The following is a 24974-nucleotide window of genomic DNA, read 5'->3' on the forward strand; positions in this document are numbered from 1 at the left end:
ATTGCACCTGCAATAAATTTTGCTTAGTTATTAATAAGCTTGTCCTCGCCGTTCCAGCTGTAGAGTTTACGGATCTCTTCGCCGACTTTCTCAGACTGATGCTCAGAAGCTAATTTTCTCATAGCCTTGAAGTGTACCTGTGCACCTGCATCGGACATGTCGAGTAAGAACTCTTTTGCAAATGTACCATCCTGGATATCGGAAAGAATTTTCTTCATTGCTTTCTTTGTATCCTCTGTGATGATCTTCGGTCCTGTGATGTAATCGCCATACTCAGCTGTATTGGAGATAGAATATCTCATTCCGGCGAATCCTGACTGATAGATCAGGTCAACGATCAGTTTCATCTCATGGATACACTCGAAGTATGCGTTTCTTGGGTCATAACCAGCTTCAACAAGTGTCTCGAAACCAGCCTGCATAAGTGCGCAAACACCACCGCAAAGTACAGCCTGCTCACCGAAAAGGTCTGTCTCTGTCTCTACACGAAATGTTGTCTCAAGAAGACCAGCTCTTGCTCCACCGATACCAAGACCATATGCAAGTGCAAGCTCCTGAGCTTTTCCTGTATAGTCCTGCTCTACAGCGATAAGACAAGGTGTTCCTTTTCCAGCCTGATACTCGCTTCTTACTGTGTGACCAGGTGCCTTAGGAGCGATCATTGTTACATCAACGTTCTTCGGTGGCTTGATGCATCCGAAATGGATATTGAAACCATGAGCAAACATAAGCATATTGCCTTCTTCAAGGTTCGGCTCGATGGACTCTTTGTAAAGTTTAGCCTGTAACTCATCATTAATAAGGATCATAATGATATCTGCCTGTTTAGCAGCCTCTGCTGCTGTATATACCTTAAAGCCCTGCTCTTCAGCTCTCTTCCATGATTTGCTGCCTTCGTACAGACCAATAATGACATCGCATCCGGAATCTTTTAAGTTCAGAGCATGTGCATGTCCCTGGCTTCCGTATCCAATAATCGCAATTGTCTTACCATCTAATAATCCGAGATTACAGTCTTCCTGGTAAAAAATCTTATTTGCCATTTTACTTTCCTCCTCTGATGTTTACAACATCTTCTTCATAAAAATTATTTATCGTTAAGAGAGTAGATGCTCTCCTAGCAAACATATGTAAAAATTTTTACAGGTACCGGACATCGTCACTGCCTCGTGACAGACCTGTGATTCCCGTTCTTGCAAGCTCAAGGATCTCATAGTCAGCCATCAGCTCCACAAACGCCTGCAGCTTGTTCTGGCCTCCGGTCATCTCCATAATAAGAGAATCCTTACTTACATCCACCACCTTGGCACGGAAGATATCTGCAACAGAAACAGCTCCCTGTCTCTGTTCCGGCTTCACAGCAACCTTGACGAGCATCAGCTCACGGGCAACGCTGTCGTCCTGTTCAAGGACCTTAACATCCCGTACATCTTCCTGCTTCGCCAGCTGCTTGGTGATCTGCTGGAGCATCTGATCATCTCCCTCACAGACAACTGTCATACGGGAATATCTCTGATCTGCAGTCACTCCTGCGGTAATGCTGTCAATATTATATCCACGGCGACTGAAAAGACCAGCCACACGGCTAAGGACTCCGGAGGTATTATCCACAAGGATGGACAGTATTCTCTTTTCCATAATACACCTGCTTTCAACACTTTTATGTATAGAAAACCGACTTCGTCAGTTAACGCTTTAATCTAATAAACCCTTGCTTTCTTATCATTATAACAACTTCGAAAATTTTGTCAATCAAAATTTCCTGCAAAATTCCTTCAGGATGATAAGAAATGTTTTTATCCTCAGATCAGATATTTTTTCTTAAGCTCCTCGGATGCCTTTGGTGTCAGATAGAGTTTTTTCCGAAGGAATCTTTCAATTCCTCCGTTTTCTTTTTCGATGACATCAAAAACTGTATTGATATAAGACTCCTTCACCTGATAGAAGGCTTTCAGATCTGCAAGCTTCCGGCTGTTTTCCGGCCGGTCTGCCCGGTAAAGCCTGCACATATATTTCAGTTCATCTTCCAGACATGGATTCGACCGCATATAATCCCTTCGTATCGTTTCCTTAGGTACACCCAAAGCAAAGAGCAAAAGTGCTGTTCCGACTCCTGTCCGGTCTTCTCCTGTGGCACTGTGAAAAACAACAGCTCCATTCTTTACATGAAGCAGGACATCCAGAAAACGTGCATACTGTTTCAGAGAATACTCATCCGTAACGAAATTCCGGTACCAGTCCTGCATATACCGGTCTACATCACCATAGCGGGACATCACATGTTCAAAAAAGCTGTTTCCGCTGCTGTCCTCATCCCGGATCGGAATGTGATAATACTCCACTCCTGCCATGATATCATCCGGTTTTTTCTTTACTTCTGCAGCTGACCTGAAATCGATCACTGTTTTTACATTATATTCTTCTGAAAGGATCCGGTTGTCTGCTGCAGAAGCATGATAGATTTCTCCGCTGCGCAAAAGCTTTCTGGGAAGAATATGCGAACCGTCTACTGTCATCAATGCACCCAGATCTCTTGTATTCGGAAGATTCTGAAGCGGAAGCCTGCTTCCTTTTGGAAAACCAACCGCAAGATCCGGATTCAGTACTTTAAGAAGCTGAAGGCAATCCTGTACCTCCTGCTCTGTCATATCAAATTTATAACGCTTCTGACGTCTGGTTATGATCACCAGATAATTGATGATCAGCTGCTTTTCACCGGTTTTATCGGTTCCTTCACGGCGCATGTACGCCCAGAGAATATCTTTACACGGAAGACTGTTGAGCATCATATGTCTGGTAAACACAAAAAAACCATCTTCGATCCGTATTTTTCCGTATCTCATTTTCTTTCCTTTCTCCTTCTCAACCCCTGTGCTGCTTTCTTCGCAACACTTTTTATCATACCAGAAATCTCCAGTCCCGTATACCTCGTTTGACAATTTTCGTAGTTTGGATATAATAGACAGAGAAATTTTACCACAGGGAGGCTTTCTTTTATGGACAATCTTATTTTCTGTCTGAATGTTACCGTGCCCATCTTTCTTACACTGCTCCTGGGATATTTTTTCCGGAGGATCGGACTGTTTGATGAAACATTTGTCAATCGTATGAACAAATTTGTGTTTGTCATCCCCCTGCCTGTGCTTCTGTTTCAGGACATCGCTAAAATCGATATCTATGAGGCCTGGGATCCCAAGATGGTTCTTTTCTGTTTTGCGATCACATCGCTCAGTATTATGATCTCCGTGCTCCTGTCCCGTTTTCTCCACCCTTCCGATATCCGGGGCGAGTTTATCCAGGCATCCTACCGCAGCAGCGCAGCGATCCTTGGTATCGCCATTATTCAGAACCTTTACGGAAATGCAGGTATGGCACCACTGATGATCATTGCCAGCGTCCCTCTTTACAATGTAATGGCTGTTGTAGTTCTCTCTGTCTTTAAACCAGGTCAGGGAAAAATAGATGGTACCGTTCTGAAGCGCACTTTAAAGGGAATTTTCACCAATCCCATCATTCTCGGCATTGCAGCCGGTACACTCTGGTCCCTTCTTCGTCTTCCATTTCCGAAGATCCTGGACTCTACGGCAGGCAATCTTGCAAAAACCGCCACTCCTCTTGGCCTCATGGCTATGGGCGGATCTCTGCACTTCGGAAAAGCCTTTTCCCGGCTGAAAGCATCTGTTGCCTGTACATTTATGAAACTTGTCGGTTATGAAGCACTTTTTCTTCCTCTTGCCATCCGTTGCGGTTTTACAAAGGACAAGCTGGTTTCCATCATTATCATGCTGGGGTCTGCCAGCACCGTTACCTGCTTTGTCATGGCAAAAAACATGGGACATGAGGGCTCTTTTTCTTCGGGAGTCGTGCTTCTTACCACATTATTCAGTGCCTTTACCCTGACACTCTGGCTGTTTATCTGCAAAGGTCTGGGACTGATCTGATATTGCAGCTTCTGCATATTATCTACCCGGAAAAATCTGTAGCATAAAATGCTGTAAGAACTATGATTTCTGGTTCTTACAGCATTTTTTTATAAAAGCATATTCACATAAAGCTATCATTTCTGATGTGGATATTTCTGTTCTTACAACCTCATAGCCTACAAAACAAACGAAGCATTCTCTCAGATCAGCTTCAGATATTTCAAGCCATCCCGAATGCCGTAGTGGAACATATCAGACGTAACATAATCTGCCAGTTCTTTGATCTTCGGAGAAGCATTTCCCATGGCAACCTTTGTTGCTGCGTATTCAAACATGGCAAGATCATTGTTGCTGTCTCCAAAAACAACGGTATCCTCCCACGGAATAGCAAACAGGCGGATCACAGCTGCGATCCCAACAGCCTTGTTAAAGCCCTTTGGCACCAGTTCAATGGTATTTCCCACAAACGAACTGCTGCCTTCATGGCGGATGATATCATAGTATTCTGATAAAATGGATAACGCTGCCTCCGCATCACATCCCTCAGTCATTTTTGCACTGATCTTATTGATCCGCATACAATCCTCATTTCCACGGATAGGCCTCCATTTATCGCCCAGGGATTCTGTGATCAGACTGGCATACCAGTTCACTTCATCGGTATACTCCTCTTTGTCATAATACATAAAATCCGCGCCTTCCATTACCGGGATCAGTCCGTATTTTCTGAGAACCTCCACAGAAAGCTTTGCAACCTCCGGCGTCATCTCTTTATTAAAAAGTCTCTTCCCGTCCTTCTCAATGGTGGATCCGCAGGCACTGATCATTCCCGTAAAAGGGATCTGCTCCAGATACCAGGATACAAACGCACGGCTTCTTCCTGTGCAGAGCCACGCTTCATGTCCGTTATCTACCAGCGCACGGATGGCTTCTATGGCACTGTCCGGCACTCCTTTTTTCATATCACAGACTGTTCCGTCCGCATCAAAAAATACTGCTTTTCTGCTCATTTTCCTGTCCTCCGATATCACCTGTAAAATACCTTTGCCGCACGGATCAGGCTTTCCGTATCTTTCACTCCGGCTGTTTCATAAGCGGAATGCATCGCCAGCTGCGGCAGACCGATGTCGACCGTATTCATGGCCGCCTGGGTATTGGAAATATTTCCCAGAGTGGAACCACCGGCAATATCGGAACGGTTCACAAATGTCTGATATGGCACATCTGCTTCTCTGCAGAGTTCCTTGAAGATTGCTGTGGAAATCCCGTCGGTACAATATTTCTGATTGGCATTATATTTGATCACAATTCCACCATTCATCACCGGACGGTTTACAGGATCTGCCTTGTCTGTATAATTCGGATGTAATGCATGTGCATTATCCGCAGAGATCATAAAGCTCTCCGCAAGGGCCATCAGGTAACTTTCCTGGTCTCCGCCAAGGGCCAGATTGATACGAAACAGTACATCTTTAAGAAATGTGGATGCAGCTCCCTGCCTGGTAGTGCTTCCCACTTCTTCATTATCCAGTACGCAGTGGACTGCAATGACCTTCTTCTTATCTGCCTGAAGAAAGCCTTCCATTGAAGCGAAAGCACACTGCAGATCATCTAATCTTGGACTGGAAACAAATTCATTCCTGGATCCCCAGATCGTTCCGGGCATCCGGTTATAGAGAAACAGATCATGGCCCAGGATATCCTCCGGACGGATCTCTGCCTCTTCTGCCAGCATCCGCATGAAGTTTCCTTTTTCGCCACTGCCACTGTACAATGGAAGCATATCCTTCTGGACATTATAATGATAGCCTCCGTTAATATCTCGGTTCATATGGATCGCAAGGCTCGGGATCATGACCAGATCTCTGTCAATATCTACAAGCTTTTCCAGAATTTTTCCGTTTTTGTGGACGATCATGCGGCCTGCCACAGAAAGGGGACGGTCAAACCAGGTAGAAAGGATCATTCCTCCGTACCGCTCCACATTCAGCTTCACATAAGCTCCGTTTACAGACATCTCCGGATTTTCTTTTATTTTAAAAGACGGGGAGTCACTGTGACTTGCAATGATATGATATCTCCTGCAGTCATTGACAGGAATGGAAAATCCGATGATCGCGGAATGATTTCTCATGACAAAATATTTTCCGCCCTTTTCCAGCTCCCAGCGCTCCTCTTCCTTCAGTTCTGTAAAGCCTTCCTCCAAAAAACGTCTTCTTGTTTCCTCTGCCGCCTGAAAGGCTGTAGGACTTTTACTGATAAATTCCAGCAGTTTTTCTGTTGTTTCTTCGTACATAATCTTCTCCTCTGTCGGCCCGGTAATATCCAGGCTGTTATGCTATTACCCATTATACGGCAAAACTTTTTTCAGGGCAATATCTCAGATTTCTGTACTCTTTCGTACCCACATATGCTGCACGAGCTTATCCCCAAGCTTATTTGCGAGCATAGTATAAATTGAACTAAATACATTGGCTCCAATACGGAGCAGCACTGCTGCCGGCATTCCAAACAGTCCTGATGCAATGGACAATGCTCCAAATGTATTAAATGCAGTCTGCCACGCATAACCTGCGGAATATCCCACACCGATTCCTCCGATCATTCCAATATAGGGATACATAGATTCCGGAAGTATCAGATAAAGCACTGCAAACAGAATACAGCCAACGATGTTGAACATAGCTCTTTTTCCGGCTCTTCCCCTGCAATCCGCGGTAAACGGCAGACACACGGACATACAGGCAATTCCGGCCCACATTGCTCTCGGAAGTCCCAGAAGAGACATGATCAGCATAGCGCTGGAAACGATCAGCGTCAGTCTTAAATACCACCTGCCTCTTGCGGAATGCAGATCAAATTCCCGGAACAGGTCCAGAAATGTCCTGCGATACGGGCGGTTTTTCTGATTCTTATAAAAAACTACCATGCAGAAAAACATTCCGGCCAAAAGCCCCTCTACACGAAGCAGATACGCCTTTCCGGTTACGTCATATCCCATCAGAAGCAGATATCCGAGAACAAATGTGGAATGGTTATACATAATTACATTATGGCATCCCAGGATCATCAGTAACAGGATGCTTATCGCATTAACAAAAAATGCCGGTACCGGTGAAACCATATTGGATAATCTCGGTCCTGCGATCAGAATACAGAAGATCCCGGCAATGGACAACAATCCGTGGGACGTCCGGATCCCGAAATCCGCCTGTCTTAAGACCAGCACTGCCAGCAGTACAGTTACTCCTACAACACTGTTGTCATTGCCGGTTATCTTACTGTACAATGTCACAACCGCCACACAAAATGCCATGACAAGATACACTTTAAAATTATAGATCAGAATATGCCTTCTTTTCTCCTTTTTGTCTGTGGTATTTCTGATCAGCTGTTTTGATCCGGTTGAGCTTAACTGCAATTCCTGATAAAATGTCATTTTCATCACTCCTTTTGTAAAACAGACATTCTCATTTCGCTTTTTTCACATGCTCATAAACGCAATCTCTTTACAATTTACGTTCAAAGATACAAACAGCCATTATACTTGGTTTATTCTGAAACGTCAAACATTTTTTCTGAAATCATGTTCACGCATTACACTCCCAGCCCCGATCAGATCACTCCGAAAATGGCCAGGAACATTTTTATTATTTTTATATTTACTGCAGCTCCGCTATCCTGGTCACTGCTACATAAATGTCCTGTATCTTATACCAGGTTGGATAATCCACCACTCCGGATGCAGGAAGCCCGAATATATTCTGGAATTTTTTTACAGATGCAGCAGTAGCCGGACCATAAATACCATCCACGATCACTGACGGGATGGCAGGATAGGCTTTTGCTATGGCATTAAGCTGTTCCTGGATCTGCTGTACCTTTTCTCCGGTAACACCGATAGTCAGGTCATATCCAGGCCAGGATGCGGGAATCCCGGAAACTGCTTCCGCCACATTGATATACATATCGTTTCCATAGAAGCTCCGCAGGATCTCAATTGCGGAATATCCCTGATCTCCCAGAGCTTTACTTCCCCACTGGGTCATCCATCCCCGGTTCCTGCACTGCACCTGGTGTCCGTCACAGTACTGGGTCAGGATCGGCTGACGTACATCCGGTCTGGAAAGGTAGTTTTCAAAAAGTTCATCCACGATCCGGTCTATACTCTCAAAAATATTCCTGCCATAGATCCATTTGTGGTCGTATGCTGTGGAGGATGTAATGGTGAAATCATAACCCTTATTCCGGTACCACTCTGTATAAACTCTGTTCAGAGTAAACGACATGATTGCCAGAACATTGGCACATAAATGATGATACAATATCCGTCCGGCAGTGGGTACCTGCCGGACTTTTTATAATAGGAAGTTATTTTGTGTTTGCCTTCACATGTTCGATCACCTTTGTCCAAGTGTCTTTTCCGCAAATCCCGTCTGCTGTGAGCTTTACATTTTTCTGAAATGCTTTCAGCGAGGTATCTGTATCGTTTCCGAAATCACCATCCACCTTCACTCCGAGCATGGCCTGCAGCACGGATACAGCCGTTCCTTTGCTGCCTCTCTGGATAACCGGGAACTGGACTTCAATCTTTTCGGTTAATGTTATGGTATTCTTTGTTGTTGTATTCTTCACTGTCGTTGCTCCCTTCATATATGCTGCAGTCTTTTTTACAAATTCCGGCCAGCGGCCTTCCGCCTGGATCCGGCGCGGGCAATTCTTCCGGGAAGCATCATAGTGACGTTTCAGGCGATCTGTTCCCCATCCATACTGCTTCAGGAGCTGTGCCGCCAGCTGCTCTGCGTAGTCTACTGCTTTGTAGTAGTCTGTTTCCGGATTTACGCATATCTCGATGTTGATGGAGTTACGGTTTGTGATGCCGTACTTTCCTTTTCCGTCACCTACAGCCCAGGCACCGTCACTGTGATCAAGTGTCTGGTAGACTGACTTGGAATCTACATAGTAGTGCACGGTTCCGGCCAGATTGCCATTCTTCATGGCTGTAGCATGGGCTTTTGCATCTGCGCCCTTGCTCCAGTTGTCTGTCTCGTGGATCACGATGTAAGCAGGTTTGTTCTGGCCGATATAGCAGTTCTTCTTGCTGATCATTTTGATAATGTTCATGGTAACACTCTCCTTTTCTGTTTTTAATGCCTTCTTTGATGCCTTAATAGATAATATGCTGTTCAGAATGTTGATGATCTTCTGTCCGTAATTCCGACCGGAAGCCCAGCCCTGCCATTTGGGATTCTCCTGGATCCCAAGCCATTCCACATAAGGCGCACAGCCTCTGTTGACGTATGTATAGCGTGGATCCACGCAACGGTTCTTCAGTCGGTCCATACTGGCATACGCCTGCAGGTGCTGGATCTGGGCCCGGATGCCCTCTGCCGGGGTCTTGAAGCTGTTGTCTCTCATACCGGTTTTGGTCACACCAAGGCCGCAGAAATTGTTCTGGCTGAGTGTTACTGCAGATCCGCTGAATGTGAAGTTTCCGGTTTCCAGGCAGGACTGGGCAAAAGCAATGTCACCACGGACACCTTCCGCTGCCCCTTCTGTGATATACAGAGGAATCATCTTTATGACCGAATCGGACACCTTCGGATTCATCTTTCTGATATAAGCCCGCATCTGTTCAATGCTGGCCTGTGATTTTCCCATGATCTTTAACATGTTCTTCTCCTCTCACTCAAAAGAGGACGATTATTCGCCCTCTTCTGCCTCTACTTCCGGAATACCCGCTACGCTGGTAAGAATACTTACCACTCCGGCCACGACTGCTGCCGATGCTACCATCTTCCAGTCTACCGCCGAGATGACACTTCCAGCACCAATCACGCCGACTGCAGTCTGCGCCATAGTCTTGACGGCTCTGATGCCCGCTTTTTTCAGCCATTTCATAGTGTCAACGCTTGGTTTGAAAACACAATTCTTAAACATGTCCATTCTCCTTTTCTTCTAAATCTGAAATCCGGTGGTTTGCTACTTTGATCTGTTCTTCCTGAACAACTGCTTTTTTTTCCAGGGAATAGGTTCTTTCCACTACATTGTTATGTTTGTCTACTCTTTTTGTGAGTTCTTCGAGTTTGTACTCCATCAATGCGCGTGTCTTTTCGTTCTGGCTGTGGTTGCTGATCAGGCATACCAGGAGAGTCACTGCTGCACTGATGCATGATGAGATGATTGTTTCCACCCTTTCTTCCTTTCTCCGGTGTTGCGCCGGCGCAATTTTAAGCATAAAATAAGAGCCTTCCGGCTCTGCTCTGATTTTCATATTCTCATCTCCTATTCTGTCAGGTGTGTATCTTCGATGTACTTTTTGATTTCACTGATGTGATTTTTCAGGTCTTTATTAAGTACGAGGAAGTTTTTCTTGTTATTCTGGCTGATGATTGTTCCGTCCTCTCCAACCTCTGAATACGTGAACGAGATTCTTTCTCCCTCTCCAGTGTTCAGTGCTATAAAACTTGTTAATACTTTCATATTTCCTCTCTTTCTTCGATGAGTTTTTCTGTTTCTGCTATATACTCATCATCATATGCTATTTTTTTAAATCCTACTACTCTATCCTCGCCATCGTATCGGTTATACTCATATCCTTTCTGTTTTGCTTTCAGCTCCCAGAAGAACTTGAGGCCTGGTGTGCCGGTGACTACAAAGTAATCCGGAGAACATTCTGACACGTACAGATCTCCTTCTCCGCGCTTCTGTAAAAAAACATAGTACTGCATTCCTGTGTTGATCATCTCTTTCAGGATGTCTTCGATGTCAATGTAACATTTTCCATCTTCTGATATCTCTCCGGATCCGATATCTCCAAAGTACGGTGTCGGGGTTTCGTAGCAATAGACGCCTTTTTCTCCGTAGTTTTCCGTTTCTCTGACCGCCTGTTTAGTTCCGGCAACCCTGAGTCCAGCTTGCACATACAAAACTCCGTATATGTTTGTATATCCTAGGGAATGATGTTTTCCGCCGGTAAAATCATCACCACTCTCTACATCCGCATCCGATATCAGATCTAAGCATTTCCAATCACTAGTCCTCAGACCATTTATGCTGAATGTCATATAGTCAGATGTTCCAGGGCCCTTTCGAAAAGTAAGACGTTTGTCTCGAGACGAGAAATATGTGTCGTAATAAGTCTGTCCGATGCCACTTTCAGGTTTTGTAGTACTCTGATGTGATATTGTATCTGCTGAGATCTTGAATCCGGCTATGTTTGCTTTCAGGGAGTACAGGTCGTCTACTTTGAGTTTTTCCGCGGTTATAGACTTTGACTTTATGTAAGCCCCGTTCCAGTACAGCTTGCCGCCGGTCATGTACATGCCCTGGATGTTTCCGTTATTAGTTAACAAATTGAATATATCCTCGGAAGAGTATCCGTGCCGCACGTCTGGTCGGTAAATGTATATGGTTCCATCGCCGGTGCTAATCGTATTCCCGCCACCGAACATGATCAGGCTTCCCCACTCTTCCACGCTCGTGACGTCTTTTACGAATGAAAATTTTTTCCACGATGTGGTCAGTGCTATGCTTTCTCGCACTTTATTGAAAGAGAATGCTATACTCTGTTCTTTTGATGCTTTTGCCCAGAAAGTTACCGTATACCTACCTGTAGCATTAAGGATTGCGTTTGTGTCCCGCTTTGCTGCCAAAATGCAGTTATCCGCGTCAGCATTGATCACTATCGCATTTTTCCCTCCATCCGGATCGTTCTGTCCTGTTTCCACAGTCCCGACTGTATTCCAGTACGTTTTTACATTATCCGCTGATAACCGATATCCTTTCACAAGGTTTCCACCAGACTCTTCTAGCTTTCCGATTTCCGCTAGCGTATACGCCCGTGTATAGTCCTGTGAGTCTTTAAGAACCAGTACATCACAGTCATCCGTATACTTTTTCGCATCTGATAGCGCTGTGATGCTATATTTTTTTATAGTATCCATAGCGTCGTTAGATATATCCGTGATACTGATGTTACCCTGCAGGTCTATGATGCTTGCACGGATCTTGATCTGTTCCGCAGACTGATTGATCTGGCTGATCAGTGATGCTTTGTCAGCCTTTTCTGTCCATTCCGCACTTGATGTGACTGTTGATACGATAGCGCTGTCAGTGATCTTCTGAGACGCTTCTGTTTTCCATGTTTGCAATTCGCCAACAGAATTTTTTGTGGCATACGTAGATGATACCTTACCTTCAATGCTTTCTGCCTTCTGGTCAATCATTGACTGTGTTTGCGTAACTGTGGCATATGACTTTAACAGCTCTTTTGCTGAAGCCTGTGCGGTATTAACAGCTGCCTGTTTTGCCGCAGCTGCATAGCCTTTTGCAGTTGCATCAGCAGATGCAAGTTTCTGCTGAACATCTGATCCTGTGGCGTAAGTCTGTGATATAGTTGAGGACAGGCCATCTATCTTGGCCTGGATAGTAGCATTCATCGCGGCTGTGGTACTATAGTTGTCCCGTAGATTTGTCTGCACCTGCGAAAGGTTTTGCGACATGCCATCCACACCTGATTTATATTCCGCAACTTTCGCATCCAGGCTTATGTACTGGCCGGATACAGAATCATATTTTGATGATATATCTGAATATTCCTGTGCAAGGCCATCTACAGTAAGTTTCACATCTGCAAGTTTACTGTACATTGTTACTTTGCTGTTCTGCAGTTCGGTAATCTCGCTTTCACTGATCAGAGCTTCTATTTTACCTTTCAGAACAGAAAAATTTGTCTCATTTGCCTGAAAACGTTTCAATATAGCTTCTTTCGAAAAAATGTTTACTTCCCTTTGAAATTTCGTATTATTCACCTCCTCTCTATGAGATTACTGTCAACCTGACGCAAAATAAATAACGGTTGGCACTTTTCGTCCTGTAGTCCCCTCAAAGATCGGATTGATCTGTCGTTCTCGCAAAACGGTCTCACAGGATCCTCCTCCGTCAAGGCTATAGGCAAACCGCACTCCTTTGCTGATCAGAAGATTTGCAACGTCATCGTAGTCGATTCCTGCTTCATTTGTGGTTATAGATCCTTTTATACCATCAAAGCTACAGACAACATAATCACCGTTCTGATACTGGCCTATGACCTGTCTCACATATTTACCTTTGTGTACAATCTCATTCCAGGTATCCGTTGAGGTATTTTTATAATTATCAATGATAGTCCCCCAGGCAGTTACTGCATATTTATATCCTGAAGATATCAACGCAGCTGGTCTGGCCCCGTCTGCTTTCCGATTCGTGTATGGAGTCGATAATCTCCCTGCAGCGTCAATACACAAAGGATAGCATTCCGTGTTGGAAATCGCAGTTCCCATATCATCATCCATCCATGGGTATAAGTTCCCGGAGCTATCCGTTTTGTATGTGGTCATATCCACACCGTTAATGACCAGCTGACCTTCTGCTTTCAGCGTTTTCGTATTAAACAAGGACGCATTTAAACAGAAGGCTGTGTTTTCACGGCGGGCATAATCCAATGCAGAGTATTTCTGACCATCTGTGCTGCCGTCCTGACTAGTAATCGCCACCCGTGGGGTGACTTTATTCCCAGCCAGGTCATACTGCGGAATCCTTGCAAGATAGTAACTGCTGCCATTCAGTCTTCCGTATTCAACTGTGATCGCGTTCACCAACAAATCCCTGGGCGTGTAGGATAATTTTCCAGCAGCTGCTAATTTTATAAGTTGTTTGTAAACCTGCTCGTCTGTGGCTGCATAATTAACAGGACGACATATTAGTTTTCCGTCTTTGCTTTTTAATATATAGGTCATTTGTTTCTCCTTATCGAAAAACCAGCCCGAAGCTTTTCAAGGATCTCATCAGTTATAGTCGCAGAACCTGCTGCACCATATTTGAAGTTTACGTATAAGTCCAGACCATCTTCTGCCGGGGTATAATTAAATTCTGTTCCCGATGTCCTCCATCCCGAATCCACAATTCTTGTCTTTGATACAGAAGAAAATATCTGAACTCCATAATAACATCCACCTGCCAACTCTGTGTTCAATCGAATCGTATATTCGATTCCTTGTTCCAGTGGAATGCCATAAATATATCCTGTATCTGCGGAAACTGGTGCTGTAGAGCCGACGTAAGCATAAGCTCTTGCGGCATTCCCTCCAAATCCAGGGATACCGTTTGAGCTAAACCAACCAGCCGCTTTTGCAATATTCACTTTTACATTAAGATTTTTAACCGATACATTGATACTGCTGGAATAGCTTCCACATTTTGCAGTTATAATAGCTGTTCCTTCCCCGACAACTTTCACAGTGCCGTCCAAAGTTACTTCTGCAACCGTTGGATCTGACGAAGACCAGCGGACTGTCTGGGTACAGCCGGAAGGGGACACGAATACGCTCAATGCTATAAGGGCACCTATATTTTCGATACTACATATTTGATCTGATTCCTGAATTCTTATTCCAGTGCAGTAAACTACATTTCCGCTGCCTGCCATCGGAACTTTTGATATCTGTTCCTCCCTATAGAGCAGATAAAGAAATTCATCATCTGCATCCAGGGTTAAGTTATTTTTTATCAGGGATTCAACATCGATCACAGAATCCTCTTCATCCGATTCTTCGAACAGGACAACATTGTCCGGTACCGGATCAACCGCAGGATTGTTTTCCGCGACTACCCATTTACCATCGACAACCTGTAAAATCTTTCCCTCGTCTTCCGCTGTCGGTATTGGGAGCAGACGCAGATCTTTTATATTTCCTACAATATCTCCATTCATTAATTTGTATATATCTAATCCAAATTGTGACGGAGAATCGGCATAACCTGCTTCAACAGCACCAGCGTATACACTTCCGGCTATATCTACTTTCGTACCCTTTAAATCGTAACAGTATATCCTCCCTTTTTCTGTGAAATATAATGTGTTGCGAAAATTAGAAGGGGTCACTAATTCCTGTTCTTCATTAACACGGCATACTCTTAAAGTAGCATTTGTAGTATCTCTGCCGCGAATAGAAACTTCTTCCTTCAGATCATATAAATACGCTTCTTTAACAGTAAGTACCGTTCCTTTTGGAAATCCGTAGCTCTTAAATCCGACAGTAAGTGCTGTAGCATTATCCGGGACAGTAAACGTGCAACAGGTCATTTTTTCATTCCACACTGATGATTCTTCGCTTATATCACTATATAATCGGGCTGACGTTGGATCTGTTGTGTTCGTTGATATTCCAAATGCAAAGTGCGTCCAGTCACTTCTTGGACGGCCGGTTTCGCCATTCGAAAACGTCATACTGGAGCAGCCTAGTTCGAGGGTATGTCCACGTAAAGCAATAACTTCATCGCTGGGAAAAGAATACATAGACCAACCCCAAGGGTCATTACAAGTCACTGCCATATCATATACTGGTCTGGTTTGTTTTTTAGATGTAGTTTTTGTTACAGTAAGTGCCGATGTGTTGTTAAAATCGGATGGAAAAATATTTGTATACCATTTTTTAGAGATCTCATCTGAATGCTCGCCGGTGTCTATTAGATATAGATTTTTAAGGGTAACCGTGCCATTCAGTAATTGAGATGATCCAGGTGATCTGGCCCACACGTATATTCTAGCTGAAGTTATAGTTCCGCTTTTCGTTCTTTCGTAATGGCCTGTACTTTCTCCAACCTCACTGCCGACACCTTTGATCCATGTTAATTCATCATCAACCCCATCCGTTACATAATGGAGATACGGACGAAAAGAAGGATATCCCCATATGTTGGCACCATAATAAGCAGTTCCATTGGGCAATGTCCAACTCTCTTCAGACATATTGAATATTACATCGGAAAATCCGAATTCCAATGGCTGTCCTGTCAGATTTAAGCTTTCGTAATTAGATGAAGTAATTACATAAAAAGCAACATTATTATATTCGCAATTTGTATATGTTATTTCCAAATCGACAGTGCCATCGTCATTTTTCCTAAGAATCGCTTTTACATTTTCAGGATGACTGTATGTAAAATTAACTACGTCTAATGCTGCTAAATTTCTATAATCAAGGTAAGATAAGTCCGGCTGCCAATCATCAATAGCCATCCTCCAAAATGATGAAGAATTTTTTCTATTATCTTCAGTCATACCGTCTATCCGGCTTTCAACTGTGGATAACCGTCCTGAAAACTGATATCCAATTCCAGAAGCAGTAAGAAAAGCATTATTAAACGGAGTGCTATCATACAGGTAATAGCATTTGGATATAGAAGATTCCGACACGGTTCCGTCTGCACTTTTCCATCTATGTACCTCTAACTCATGATCGCCCACTTGCAAATGGTAAGTATTATCATCCATTTTAGTTATGATCTTTTTGGTTCCTTCTGTAAGTGTTTCTATAAAAAAAGGCTTTTCCATAAAGAAATTAACACCCGCAGATATATAATGTGCTCCGCACGCTAAACTCATCGCACACAAATATGTGATCAATTGATTTCTATAATCACCAGAGCTCTTTGGCGCGTAATCAAGAGACCAGATTTTCGCCTTACATTTTCCATTGACATACCAATTTGTATAATAGTCATAAAGTGAAGTATGCCCATTCTGCCAAGTATTTCCAGCAGAAGAGATCATGCAAGACTCCATAGCTATTACATCGTTTTCATTTAAATAGCTATACCAATCTCCAACATTAAAGGGTCGTCCGCCATTCGTAATAAGTGCTAATCCCCGCTTGTGACAGGCCGTAATCAACATTTTCCATTTTTCATTCAGTGCCGCATTGAGCGTATCATAGTCAGCAGGATTCAGTCCCATCTGGTAACAAACATCCTCTTTTGCAAAATCATAGCCCCAGTCGTCCCAAAACACTCCATCAGAGCCAGTTTCCTTGAAATAATCCAGCCAATCGCAAATTTGTTCATATGTATAAATTTTGGTGCAACCAGAGAGTTCAGCCGTAGATCCAATCCAAGTACCATCCGAATTTAGATGCGCATGGTCTCCATTGTAAGTAAAGTCTATTCGTCCACTCTCAGATTGAATATACTCAAACTGTCTAAGCTTTGGATTTAATTCTTTGGCTCTTTTTAAAATTGCTTTAGAGTCCCCTGCGAAAGTTGGCTTTGAGGTAGCTAATGAATTCAAGTCAAGTCTCTGGGTAAGAACCAAATCATGTTTCGAGTACATAATGGCGTCATTTTCTATACCATTCCCTAATTCAAGATTATTCGTCCAGTAAATCCATGCTAACCCAAAATCCTGTCGCATTATTTTCCCTTGTTTCATGGTATCCAGCACCTCATCCAACCTGGTACCATCATCGTCAACCTGGATGGCGTGGGATTCCATCAGGGGGAAATCCTGGTTGTTGGCCTGGGTAATCCCTGAGATTAATTCTACGGATCCGTTGTATTTTGCCATGTCCTGCCTCCTATGTTACTTTTATTGTTTTTGTGCCCAGGTTGCCGTTATCTGAGCGATAGACTGCATATTCCTCTGTATAGCCACTGGCATTGGTGAAACTGATGGATGCTGCTTTTGTAAAGCCGCCATCGAAGCCACCAACATTGAACACCGGGGTTCCGTATCCGGATGGAAAAGCATACCAGACGTACTGGCCTTCTGTGCTGATTGTGCTGAATGTTTTTGTACGGCTTCCCTGCAGTGATCTCGAAAGCGAAAGTATGAAAGTATTGTTTACTTCTTCAGGGATCTCTGATACGCCATAGTAAACCCCATTCTGGAACACAACAGATGTATTTTTCTGTGCCGTTTTCCCTTTTTCATCTCTAACCTGCAGCATGAATGTTTTATCAGCAGTTAATGCCATGTCTTTTAATGTTAATGATCGTAATGTTTTCAGGTCGGCCCTGACCTGGCCATTCATCAGGATGGTTTCCGGATCTTTGTTCAGCTGCCATTTCAGTGTGAGCTCATTGAGCGTGCTGCCTTTTTCTGCAACACCAATGTTATTGGAAAATGCTAAGATCTCAATAGGAATATACTGCAGATCCCGGTTCAGTTCGTTCAGTGCATCCGGCAGGGTTTTGGCTCCCTGATCCAGTTCGAATGTCTGTGTTGTCAGGTTCAGCAGGATCTGCCTTGCAAGATTCTCCAGGGCAACGATCCCGCCCTGATTAGTTGCAGCATCTGTGAAAATGAACTTTTTGCCCGCTGGGATAGTAACTACCTCGGAAAGCGTATTCGCGTCAACATAATCCTTCTGTTCCGCACTAAGGCTTACTGGTTTTCCATCGATCTCCACTACACCTTCCTGGACCGACAGCAATGCTTTCCGTTGGTTTTCATCTGCATCCGTTGTAAACTGCCCGACTACAACACCGCCAAATATATAATCGTTGTTGCTGACAGTAATGGAATATCCGGAGCCTAAAGCCTGTTCCCCTGCTTCTGTCTTTCTTTTCCATGTATAACAGCTTTCCGGAAATTCTTTTGTAACATCCTTACCTGCACGGTACACCACTGCCGTTACTGTAGTTGTATTATCACCATTATCGTGATAGGTACAGTTATATAAGAGTGTTCCTTCTTTCAAGCCGTACAGTTCTGATGTAGTTTCGGAAAGCTTTAAGTTCATCCCATCTAAGCCAGTTTTAATACTTGCCACATTTTGATTTGTGGTCTGAATTCCTTCAGCTGCATTCTTCGCTACGTCAGATGCTGAATCAGCCTTTTTCTGAGCTGTTTCGATGTCCTTTGCCGTCTTGCTGTACAGCTGGCTTAATGTCTGCTTCTCCTCATCAAACCAGATCAGCGACGATTTGATTGTTTCCGTGCTTCCGTTGATTTCTGATACCACAGATGGAATATCCAACTTGGATCCTGCGATTCCTGCGTTGTCTGCAACCATCTTATTGACGATCATACCGTCTGCGATCGCGTTTTCCTTGATCCCGGTAGAATCGATCAGGACGCCTTTTCCGGTTTTGTCAAAAAGAGAAAACGTAAAATCTCCATTTGCATCCCGGCCAGCCTGCATCCGGACCGTTCCGTCCGAATCTGACCACTGCTGTGTTGCTCCCTGGATCCGGATGCCGCCATCGTCAGAAGCAATCGTAAACTTATTCGTTGAGATTGTGCCCGCCAGAAGATCTGAAACCGCAACCGTCTCTATTACTGCCGACCGGATCAGGGCAGAATCGATCACTGCGTTTGCCGATGTAAGGTGGATGTTCTGCAGATCCCCGATGCCAGCACCTCCGGACAAAAGTACTTTGATATTTGCGTAATTTCCGTTCAGGATATCGATCTGCGCGTTAGCCGCTTTAAAATTCGCAGTGGTCAGTTCCTTGAAGTTACCAACTTCTCCGTTTATCTTCTGTACATTCTCTTCCACTACGCTCAATTTTTTAATCGTGGCGTATGTGATGTTCGCGGTATCTACATCCAGTTTGTTGATCATCGCCTGGTCGATCATGACCAACTGTGCATAATACCGTTCCATCTCTTTTGTCTGAGGCCCCTTATAGTCTGCATTGGTTTCTTCTTCTGACAGACCGACAGCTTCAACTGAGTACGTAAGGCCTCCGTCATATTCCCATTCCAGTTTCATGACCGGGACTTTATATGTATTTCCGGACAGATCTTCCACAGTCAGGATGTCCCAAGGATCCAGGCGGGGATCTCCCATCATTTTCAGAGTGCCTGGCATGTAGGAAAAACTCTTGAACGATGCCAGGATATTATTGAGTACGGTCTGTGTCATGAACGGATTGGAAAACGACACGGACCTTGCTCCGGATCCTGAAGTTATTGATATGCTTTTTCCATTTTTGTCCTGGCTCGTAAAACACACAAATTTCGAAACATCAAAAACATAATCATTATGTTCAAAATTTCCCCAGTACCGATTTGGTTTTACCTTATAATCTGAATCCACATAGGTATGCAGCTCGATCTGACCTCTACGATTACATACAGCAAACGCGCCATGAAGCTGCGCCACATAAGAAAGGACTTCCCTGCAGCTATATCCTTTCGGCACTTTTATGGATATCGCAGTTAATCCGAATGTCACTACAGGAACACCTGTGATATCCGCAATCTTCTTCAGTACTGCCACTGTATTTGTGGTTGTGCCATCCATGGAAAATGTCCGCTCTGTGTTCATCATACGGTCGTAAGCTGTGAATGTGATCTGATCGTCCGCTTTCTTTGGCTTCCCTACGGTAAAGTATCCCATCGGGATGTATTCTGTCAGACCGTTCACGTCCATCCCGATCTGCAGGAAGATTTCTTTTCCCTCGATCAGGAGGTTGCCATCCGGAATCGTTACCTCGATGTACTGGGACATGGTCGAACCCAGGGAAAAATCATCCCCTCCTTCTGATCCACCGGTAAGCTTGATACTTTTAACCTTTGTGATGGATACAGCTTCATATGTAAGTAGTGCTTTAAAAGTTCGTGAATCCTGCTGTACCAGGTTTCCGAATGCTGCTGTTGACTGATACACAGGACCGCCTCCTTACTCTGTAATCATAAACTCAATGACATCCAGTTCTTCCATGGTCAGCGAATCATACTTTGGATCGTCATCGCATTTTTCGACAATATCAATTGATACCGTGTGGATTTTCACTGCAGTTTCAATCGCTAAAAGTTCACTCATATCCTTCTCAAATTCATCTTTGTTTTCGAACACATAGCAGCTATCCTTGACAAGATATTCTCCCTTTTTGTCCTTTTTCGCATATCTGGCTATAAGCTCTTCTCTTTCTTCCATGTATGCAGTTGCCGCTTCCTGAACTGCTGCCATGTTTTTCTTAATCGCATACGCCAGACGGACCGGCAGGCGTTTCTCTCTTAAGCCTGCACAGGTGTTAAGGAATGCTACAATCTCACTGTTTTTCATCTTCATGCTCCCTGTTCCTCCGTATCAGTATCTTTTGCAGTGTCTACCGTCCCCTGATCTTCCAGTTTCCACAGGAGCTCGTCAAATGCAGCCATGTCTTTTCTGCATTCTGCTTTGTTCGCCTCATACATCTCCTGGTCCTGAATGGTCTTTGTGCAGTTGCTCTTTCCGGTTTCCGGAACCTGTGCAGACATGTATACCACACTTTTTCCATCGATGATGGAGCTGTAACTGAGATTCATTGATTTTGTACCTTTTAACATGTTTGTTTCCTCCTATTTTCCGATCAGTGTCGCCCCTACTCCTTTGTATGTTTTCACACCGTCCACATAACTGTATACCGGATAGGATGGTGTGTTTGAGTAGAATCTCTTTGTTATCCGGGAATTGCTTCCAGGATCCGTAAATGTCACACTAAAGAAAGCAGGGCTGATTGCTGCATCGATCTTGGCAGCATCCGCTCTGCTTAACATGGGCCATGTAATTTCCAACGTGTATTTAATAGCAATAAGATCGCCTACCATATCACCATTCGCTACACGTCCTGTATTATTTGACCAAATTTTTTCCTTTTTTATTGTCAAACCCGAAAGGGCCGGAGTCGGCATCGTAACTCCGTCAATAATGATATCATCTGTCACTTTACCGCCTCCTTATCCAAATACCGGATTTCCGGTCTGTTTCTGATAGTTGTTTCCTTCCTGGCGGATCACCTTAAACAATTTCTTTGCATCGCCTTCCAGATAGATGTGGAGTTCCTGTCCACGATCATTTCTGCCCTGCATGCTTTCAAAAGCATTCACAACTGCTTCAAATACACCTGCCCGGATTCCGGCAATGATCTGATTATTGTTTGCCACCGCAGAACGGTTTCCCATTCTTCCGACAAGCTCCGGTCCGGACTCTCTTGCCACGAACATTTCTCCCATACCAGGGAATCCGCCATTTGCGTACCAGCTCAGATTGAAACGTGGCAATGAAAATTTGAAGTTACCGATTTTTATAGATCCACCTTCCCAATCCCAGCCGATATGTGGCATAGGGATATGGATGCTTGAAAATCCATTTGCAAAAGTCTGAATAACATTCTGGCCAACTGTGTATAAGCTTGGAATTGCGTTTGCCACCTTGCCTGGTATATTACTTAATATTCCAGACAGAGAGCTCCAGTTATTATTCAGGCCGGTTCTCATTCCGCTTATGATATCCCTGCCTTTCGGCGTTACTTTGCTTTTGATATCTCCGATAGCGTTGAAAGATTGAGAACCGATTTTCTTTACTCTGCTCAGGAATGTTGATTCCCTTACAGCTTCCCAGCCATTTTTCAGACCGATGATCGCAGCATTTCCTTTCCCACGTAGCCATGTTTTGGCATTTCCAAGTCTCTCTTTTGTCTGCCCTGGGAGTTTAGCAATCCAAGACAGTACAGCTGGCAATCCTGCTTTCATACCATTGAACAGGCCAGATATAACATATTCGCCCTGCGTACGCATGACTGTTGATGGTGAATGGATTCCGAAAGCTTTTTTGAATCCGTTTATGAATGGTTTAAAAATGTGTGCCTTGATCCAGGTTCCTATATCTTTAAATGACTGCACAACACCATTTTTAAAACCTTCCCAGGTGAATTTTCCAGCTTCTGTGAAATGCTTTATAATATACTTCCTTGCATCTGCAACTGCATTTTTAAAGATACCGCCAATAAATGCGGCAAAACCTCCAAATGCAGCTCCAATCGTTTCAAAAACTCTGTCAGCAATTCCGCTCCAGTCAATGTTTACCATCAGATCTTTTGCTTTGTTATAGATGGTGTCCCCCATGGACCACCAATCCATGTGTTCAATCGCTGAGATTGCAAAATCAAAAAAGCCTTTTATCCCATCGGATAAGGTCTGTCCTATTTTTCCTGTATCAATGGTTTTGACCGTGTTGGTTACAAGATCAGCCAGTGCAGTGCCCAAGCCTCTCCAGTTAAAGTTATGAACTGTGGTATAAAGTGCTTCCAGTCGTGTGTTAAAGCACTCTCCAACAGTTTTTCCAACAACACTCCAATTGGTTGTCGCAATCGCTGTATTCAGTGTGCTTACCAAGCCAAATACAGTATCATGTACGGTTCCTTTGATCAGGTTCCAGTCAAGGCCTTCAAGAGCACCGTTGATTCCATCTCCGATAGCTTTCCCAAGACTGTTCCAGTGGAAGTTCTTTGCAAAGGTATCTGCAAATCCAAAGGCTGTGTTCAGTCCCTTAGAGAATGTATTGCCAACTAATTTCCAATCCGCAGCTTCAATAAAGCCATTCAGAAAAGTGGCAATGCTTTTTGCAATCTTGTTACAGGTATTCTGAATTTTACCCCACGGAATACGTTCCAGTGCTTCGTTGAGCTTATTGCCGACCATGGCGCCAAGTTCTGTAAAATCACCGGACTTCCAGGAATCTTTGATCAGTTTTGCAAGATCTTTGAAACGGCTCTTGATGGCCGTTGTCTGGAACATATCATTAACGCCACCAAGCGGTGATGTATCCGTTTCACTTCCTGTTCCTCCTGATCCGGAGCTGTCTGAATCATCGTTCAGCTTGTTAATCTGGTCGAATCCCAAAAGAGTGCGCTGATATTGTTTTGCCGCTTTTGATGCCATATCCGCGTTCTTTGCATTATTCTTCAGACCCGTTGAGGTACTGTTAAGACTTGCAGCATAATCCTGATTGACTTTCTTGGCCGTGACCATGGTGGTTTTGCCTGTGAGGGCTCCCATCAGCTGGCCTATGGAATTTACCACGTTGATAACCGTCTGAATGAAACTGTTCAGAATTGGTGCTACAACATTCAGGATTGGTGCAAAGGCTGTGGCCAGTGAATTTTTGAGCTGTGTCAGAGAAGACATCAGCAGAGAAAGACTTCTGTTTGTTTCTCCACTGTACTGTGCAAGGTTCTGAAATCCCTGCTTTGCGCCATCTACAGCTCCACGGATCACAAAACTTGCAAACATAAATTTTGCAGTCATTCCGATCGTCTTCAGTATACCTGTCAAGCCTCGTCCGGATGTTCCCAGACCATTGAACGAAGATTTTGTCCTGTTAAGAAACGGGATTCCGGATGTGAACTTCTGGATTAGTGCAGCATAAGCACCGGAGCATTTCCGGATCACACCGGTAAAGGAAGATGCAATGTTTCCAATACCTCCCAGAAGCTTTGTAAGGCCTCCCCAGCCCTTTGAAACAGTTGTTCCTATTCCTTTGAAAATTCCTGTTCCAAAGTTCAATGCCTGTCTCGGAAGAGATACCGGCCGCTTTACGTCTGTGTTGTTCTTCTGCATTTTTGCAGCTTCAGTCTGATATTCGTTTACCGTTCTTTGCGCGGATGCAATATCGTTCTTCAGTTTTTTCCATTCCTGACTCTCTTTGGAAACTCCCAACGCCTGTAGTTTTTCTTCCTTCTCTTGATATCTTTCCAGCTCTTGCCGCGTTCGCGAAATATCCTCTTTCAGTTTTTTGTATTCCTCTGTAGGTACTTTTTTTGTCGCCTTACCTGATTTTTCCAGTTCTTTTGCCTTATTCTCATATTCCCATAGCTGCGTATAAGCCTGGTCAATGTCATACGCAAGACTTTGCCACTGTTTACTTTCTTTTTTTACACCTGTGGCTTCTAATTTATCTCCCTTTGCCTCATATTTCCTTATCTGTTCATTTGCCGCCTTGATGCTGTTTTTGATATTAAGATATTCATCCGTTGGATTTTCTTCAAACGCAGTTCCTGATTTTCTCATTCCTGCTGCCGCTGTTTTATATTCAGTAAGCTTCTTTTTGGCATGTTCAATGTCATACGCAAGACTTTGCCACTGCTGGTTTTCTTTTGATTTTCCTGAACTTTCAAATTTCTTTTTCTTTTCCCGTAACCCATCCAGCAGCTTCTGAGCTTTCATTGTTTTTTCCTGAAGCTGCTGATACTCTTCCGTTGGAACTTTGATGCCTGCCTTGATCTGGAAATTTTTCACAGGATTCCTGCTGAGCATTTCCCTGATCTTATTCAGAGTATTCCTTACCGGCTGCAGCGCTTTGCTTTCCATCCCCTTGAACGGATTCTTTACTTTCTCAGTTTCCTTCTGGATTTCTTCAACACTTTTCTTTACTTCCCGCCGGCTGTTTTCCATCCCTTTTTTCAATGGTTCTGTTGTAGCTTCAATTATCACCTGCATCTTATGAAGTGTATCTCCCATGG

19 protein-coding genes and 2 pseudogenes are annotated in these 24974 nt (G+C 43.9%); 1 reads left to right on the forward strand and 20 read right to left on the reverse strand.

Translation table 11 applies throughout. The features are described from left to right. Window positions 1-23: 23 nt before the first annotated feature. From ilvC to V9W66_RS02215, 3 genes are all read right to left on the reverse strand, one after another. On the reverse strand, window positions 24-1043 hold the full coding sequence (gene ilvC, locus V9W66_RS02205; RefSeq protein ID WP_144093673.1) for a ketol-acid reductoisomerase: 1020 nt from the start codon (window positions 1041-1043) through the stop codon (window positions 24-26). Between the two features lie 97 nt (window positions 1044-1140). Further along, window positions 1141-1638: an acetolactate synthase small subunit gene (gene ilvN / locus V9W66_RS02210; protein ID WP_144100434.1), complete on the reverse strand. Its 498-nt coding sequence runs from the start codon at window positions 1636-1638 to the stop codon at window positions 1141-1143. A 164-nt stretch (window positions 1639-1802) separates the two neighbouring features. Beyond that, the gene (locus V9W66_RS02215; RefSeq protein WP_144093671.1) at window positions 1803-2843 is read right to left on the reverse strand and encodes a tyrosine-protein phosphatase; all 1041 of its coding nucleotides are present in this window, start codon (window positions 2841-2843) and stop codon (window positions 1803-1805) included. A 153-nt stretch (window positions 2844-2996) separates the two neighbouring features. On the opposite strand from V9W66_RS02215, the gene V9W66_RS02220 reads away from it, so the two are divergent. Beyond that, entirely contained in the window at window positions 2997-3941 is a 945-nt protein-coding gene (locus V9W66_RS02220) for an AEC family transporter (protein ID WP_144093670.1), read from the forward strand. A gap of 182 nt (window positions 3942-4123) precedes the next feature. Here the strand turns inward: V9W66_RS02220 and V9W66_RS02225 are convergent, their stop codons facing one another. The 17 genes and pseudogenes from V9W66_RS02225 to V9W66_RS02305 all read right to left on the reverse strand — a co-directional run bounded on the left by V9W66_RS02225 (window position 4124) and on the right by V9W66_RS02305 (window position 24972). Next, a complete protein-coding gene (locus tag V9W66_RS02225) occupies window positions 4124-4933 on the reverse strand; it encodes a Cof-type HAD-IIB family hydrolase (protein ID WP_144093669.1) in 810 nt (269 codons plus the stop codon). A 17-nt stretch (window positions 4934-4950) separates the two neighbouring features. Next, the gene (locus tag V9W66_RS02230; protein WP_144093668.1) at window positions 4951-6219 is read right to left on the reverse strand and encodes a M18 family aminopeptidase; all 1269 of its coding nucleotides are present in this window, start codon (window positions 6217-6219) and stop codon (window positions 4951-4953) included. Between the two features lie 84 nt (window positions 6220-6303). Then, entirely contained in the window at window positions 6304-7362 is a 1059-nt protein-coding gene (locus tag V9W66_RS02235; RefSeq protein WP_144093667.1) for an FUSC family protein, read from the reverse strand. 223 nt (window positions 7363-7585) lie between these two features. After that, window positions 7586-8230 (reverse strand): annotated as a pseudogene (locus tag V9W66_RS02240) (peptidoglycan-binding protein); the annotation flags it as partial. Between the two features lie 64 nt (window positions 8231-8294). Further along, entirely contained in the window at window positions 8295-9047 is a 753-nt protein-coding gene (locus V9W66_RS02245) for a peptidoglycan recognition protein family protein (RefSeq protein WP_439362992.1), read from the reverse strand. 51 nt (window positions 9048-9098) lie between these two features. Continuing rightward, a pseudogene (locus V9W66_RS02250) lies at window positions 9099-9590 on the reverse strand (glucosaminidase domain-containing protein); the annotation flags it as partial. Between the two features lie 36 nt (window positions 9591-9626). Then, entirely contained in the window at window positions 9627-9863 is a 237-nt protein-coding gene (locus V9W66_RS02255; protein WP_144093665.1) for a holin, read from the reverse strand. Further along, entirely contained in the window at window positions 9856-10197 is a 342-nt protein-coding gene (locus V9W66_RS02260; protein ID WP_330575293.1) for a hypothetical protein, read from the reverse strand. The genes V9W66_RS02255 and V9W66_RS02260 overlap by 8 nt, the downstream gene beginning before the upstream one ends. 11 nt (window positions 10198-10208) lie before the next feature. After that, window positions 10209-10406, reverse strand: coding sequence for a hypothetical protein (locus V9W66_RS02265; RefSeq protein ID WP_144093664.1), 198 nt, complete (start codon window positions 10404-10406; stop codon window positions 10209-10211). After that, complete coding sequence (locus V9W66_RS02270; protein WP_144093663.1) at window positions 10403-12682, reverse strand: hypothetical protein; 2280 nt, start codon at window positions 12680-12682, stop codon at window positions 10403-10405. Before V9W66_RS02270 ends, V9W66_RS02265 begins: the two co-directional genes overlap by 4 nt. Window positions 12683-12757: 75 nt before the next feature. Further along, the gene (locus tag V9W66_RS02275; protein WP_144093662.1) at window positions 12758-13702 is read right to left on the reverse strand and encodes a phosphodiester glycosidase family protein; all 945 of its coding nucleotides are present in this window, start codon (window positions 13700-13702) and stop codon (window positions 12758-12760) included. Then, a complete protein-coding gene (locus V9W66_RS02280) occupies window positions 13699-17307 on the reverse strand; it encodes an Ig-like domain-containing protein (RefSeq protein ID WP_207705777.1) in 3609 nt (1202 codons plus the stop codon). The genes V9W66_RS02275 and V9W66_RS02280 overlap by 4 nt, the downstream gene beginning before the upstream one ends. 10 nt (window positions 17308-17317) lie before the next feature. After that, on the reverse strand, window positions 17318-20359 hold the full coding sequence (locus V9W66_RS02285) for a hypothetical protein (RefSeq protein WP_144093661.1): 3042 nt from the start codon (window positions 20357-20359) through the stop codon (window positions 17318-17320). A gap of 12 nt (window positions 20360-20371) precedes the next feature. Then, a complete protein-coding gene (locus tag V9W66_RS02290) occupies window positions 20372-20764 on the reverse strand; it encodes a hypothetical protein (RefSeq protein WP_144093660.1) in 393 nt (130 codons plus the stop codon). Next, entirely contained in the window at window positions 20761-21021 is a 261-nt protein-coding gene (locus tag V9W66_RS02295) for a hypothetical protein (RefSeq protein ID WP_144093659.1), read from the reverse strand. Before V9W66_RS02295 ends, V9W66_RS02290 begins: the two co-directional genes overlap by 4 nt. 12 nt (window positions 21022-21033) lie before the next feature. Further along, the gene (locus tag V9W66_RS02300) at window positions 21034-21399 is read right to left on the reverse strand and encodes a hypothetical protein (RefSeq protein ID WP_144093658.1); all 366 of its coding nucleotides are present in this window, start codon (window positions 21397-21399) and stop codon (window positions 21034-21036) included. Between the two features lie 12 nt (window positions 21400-21411). Further along, window positions 21412-24972 carry a phage tail protein gene (locus V9W66_RS02305; protein ID WP_144093657.1) on the reverse strand — a complete coding sequence of 1187 codons (3561 nt, stop codon included), beginning with the start codon at window positions 24970-24972 and terminating at the stop codon, window positions 21412-21414. Between the last annotated feature and the right edge of the window lie 2 nt (window positions 24973-24974).

It is taken from the genome of Blautia massiliensis (ex Durand et al. 2017), assembly GCF_051861785.1.
In the GTDB taxonomy this organism is placed as follows: Bacteria; Bacillota; Clostridia; order Lachnospirales; family Lachnospiraceae; genus Blautia_A; species Blautia_A luti_A.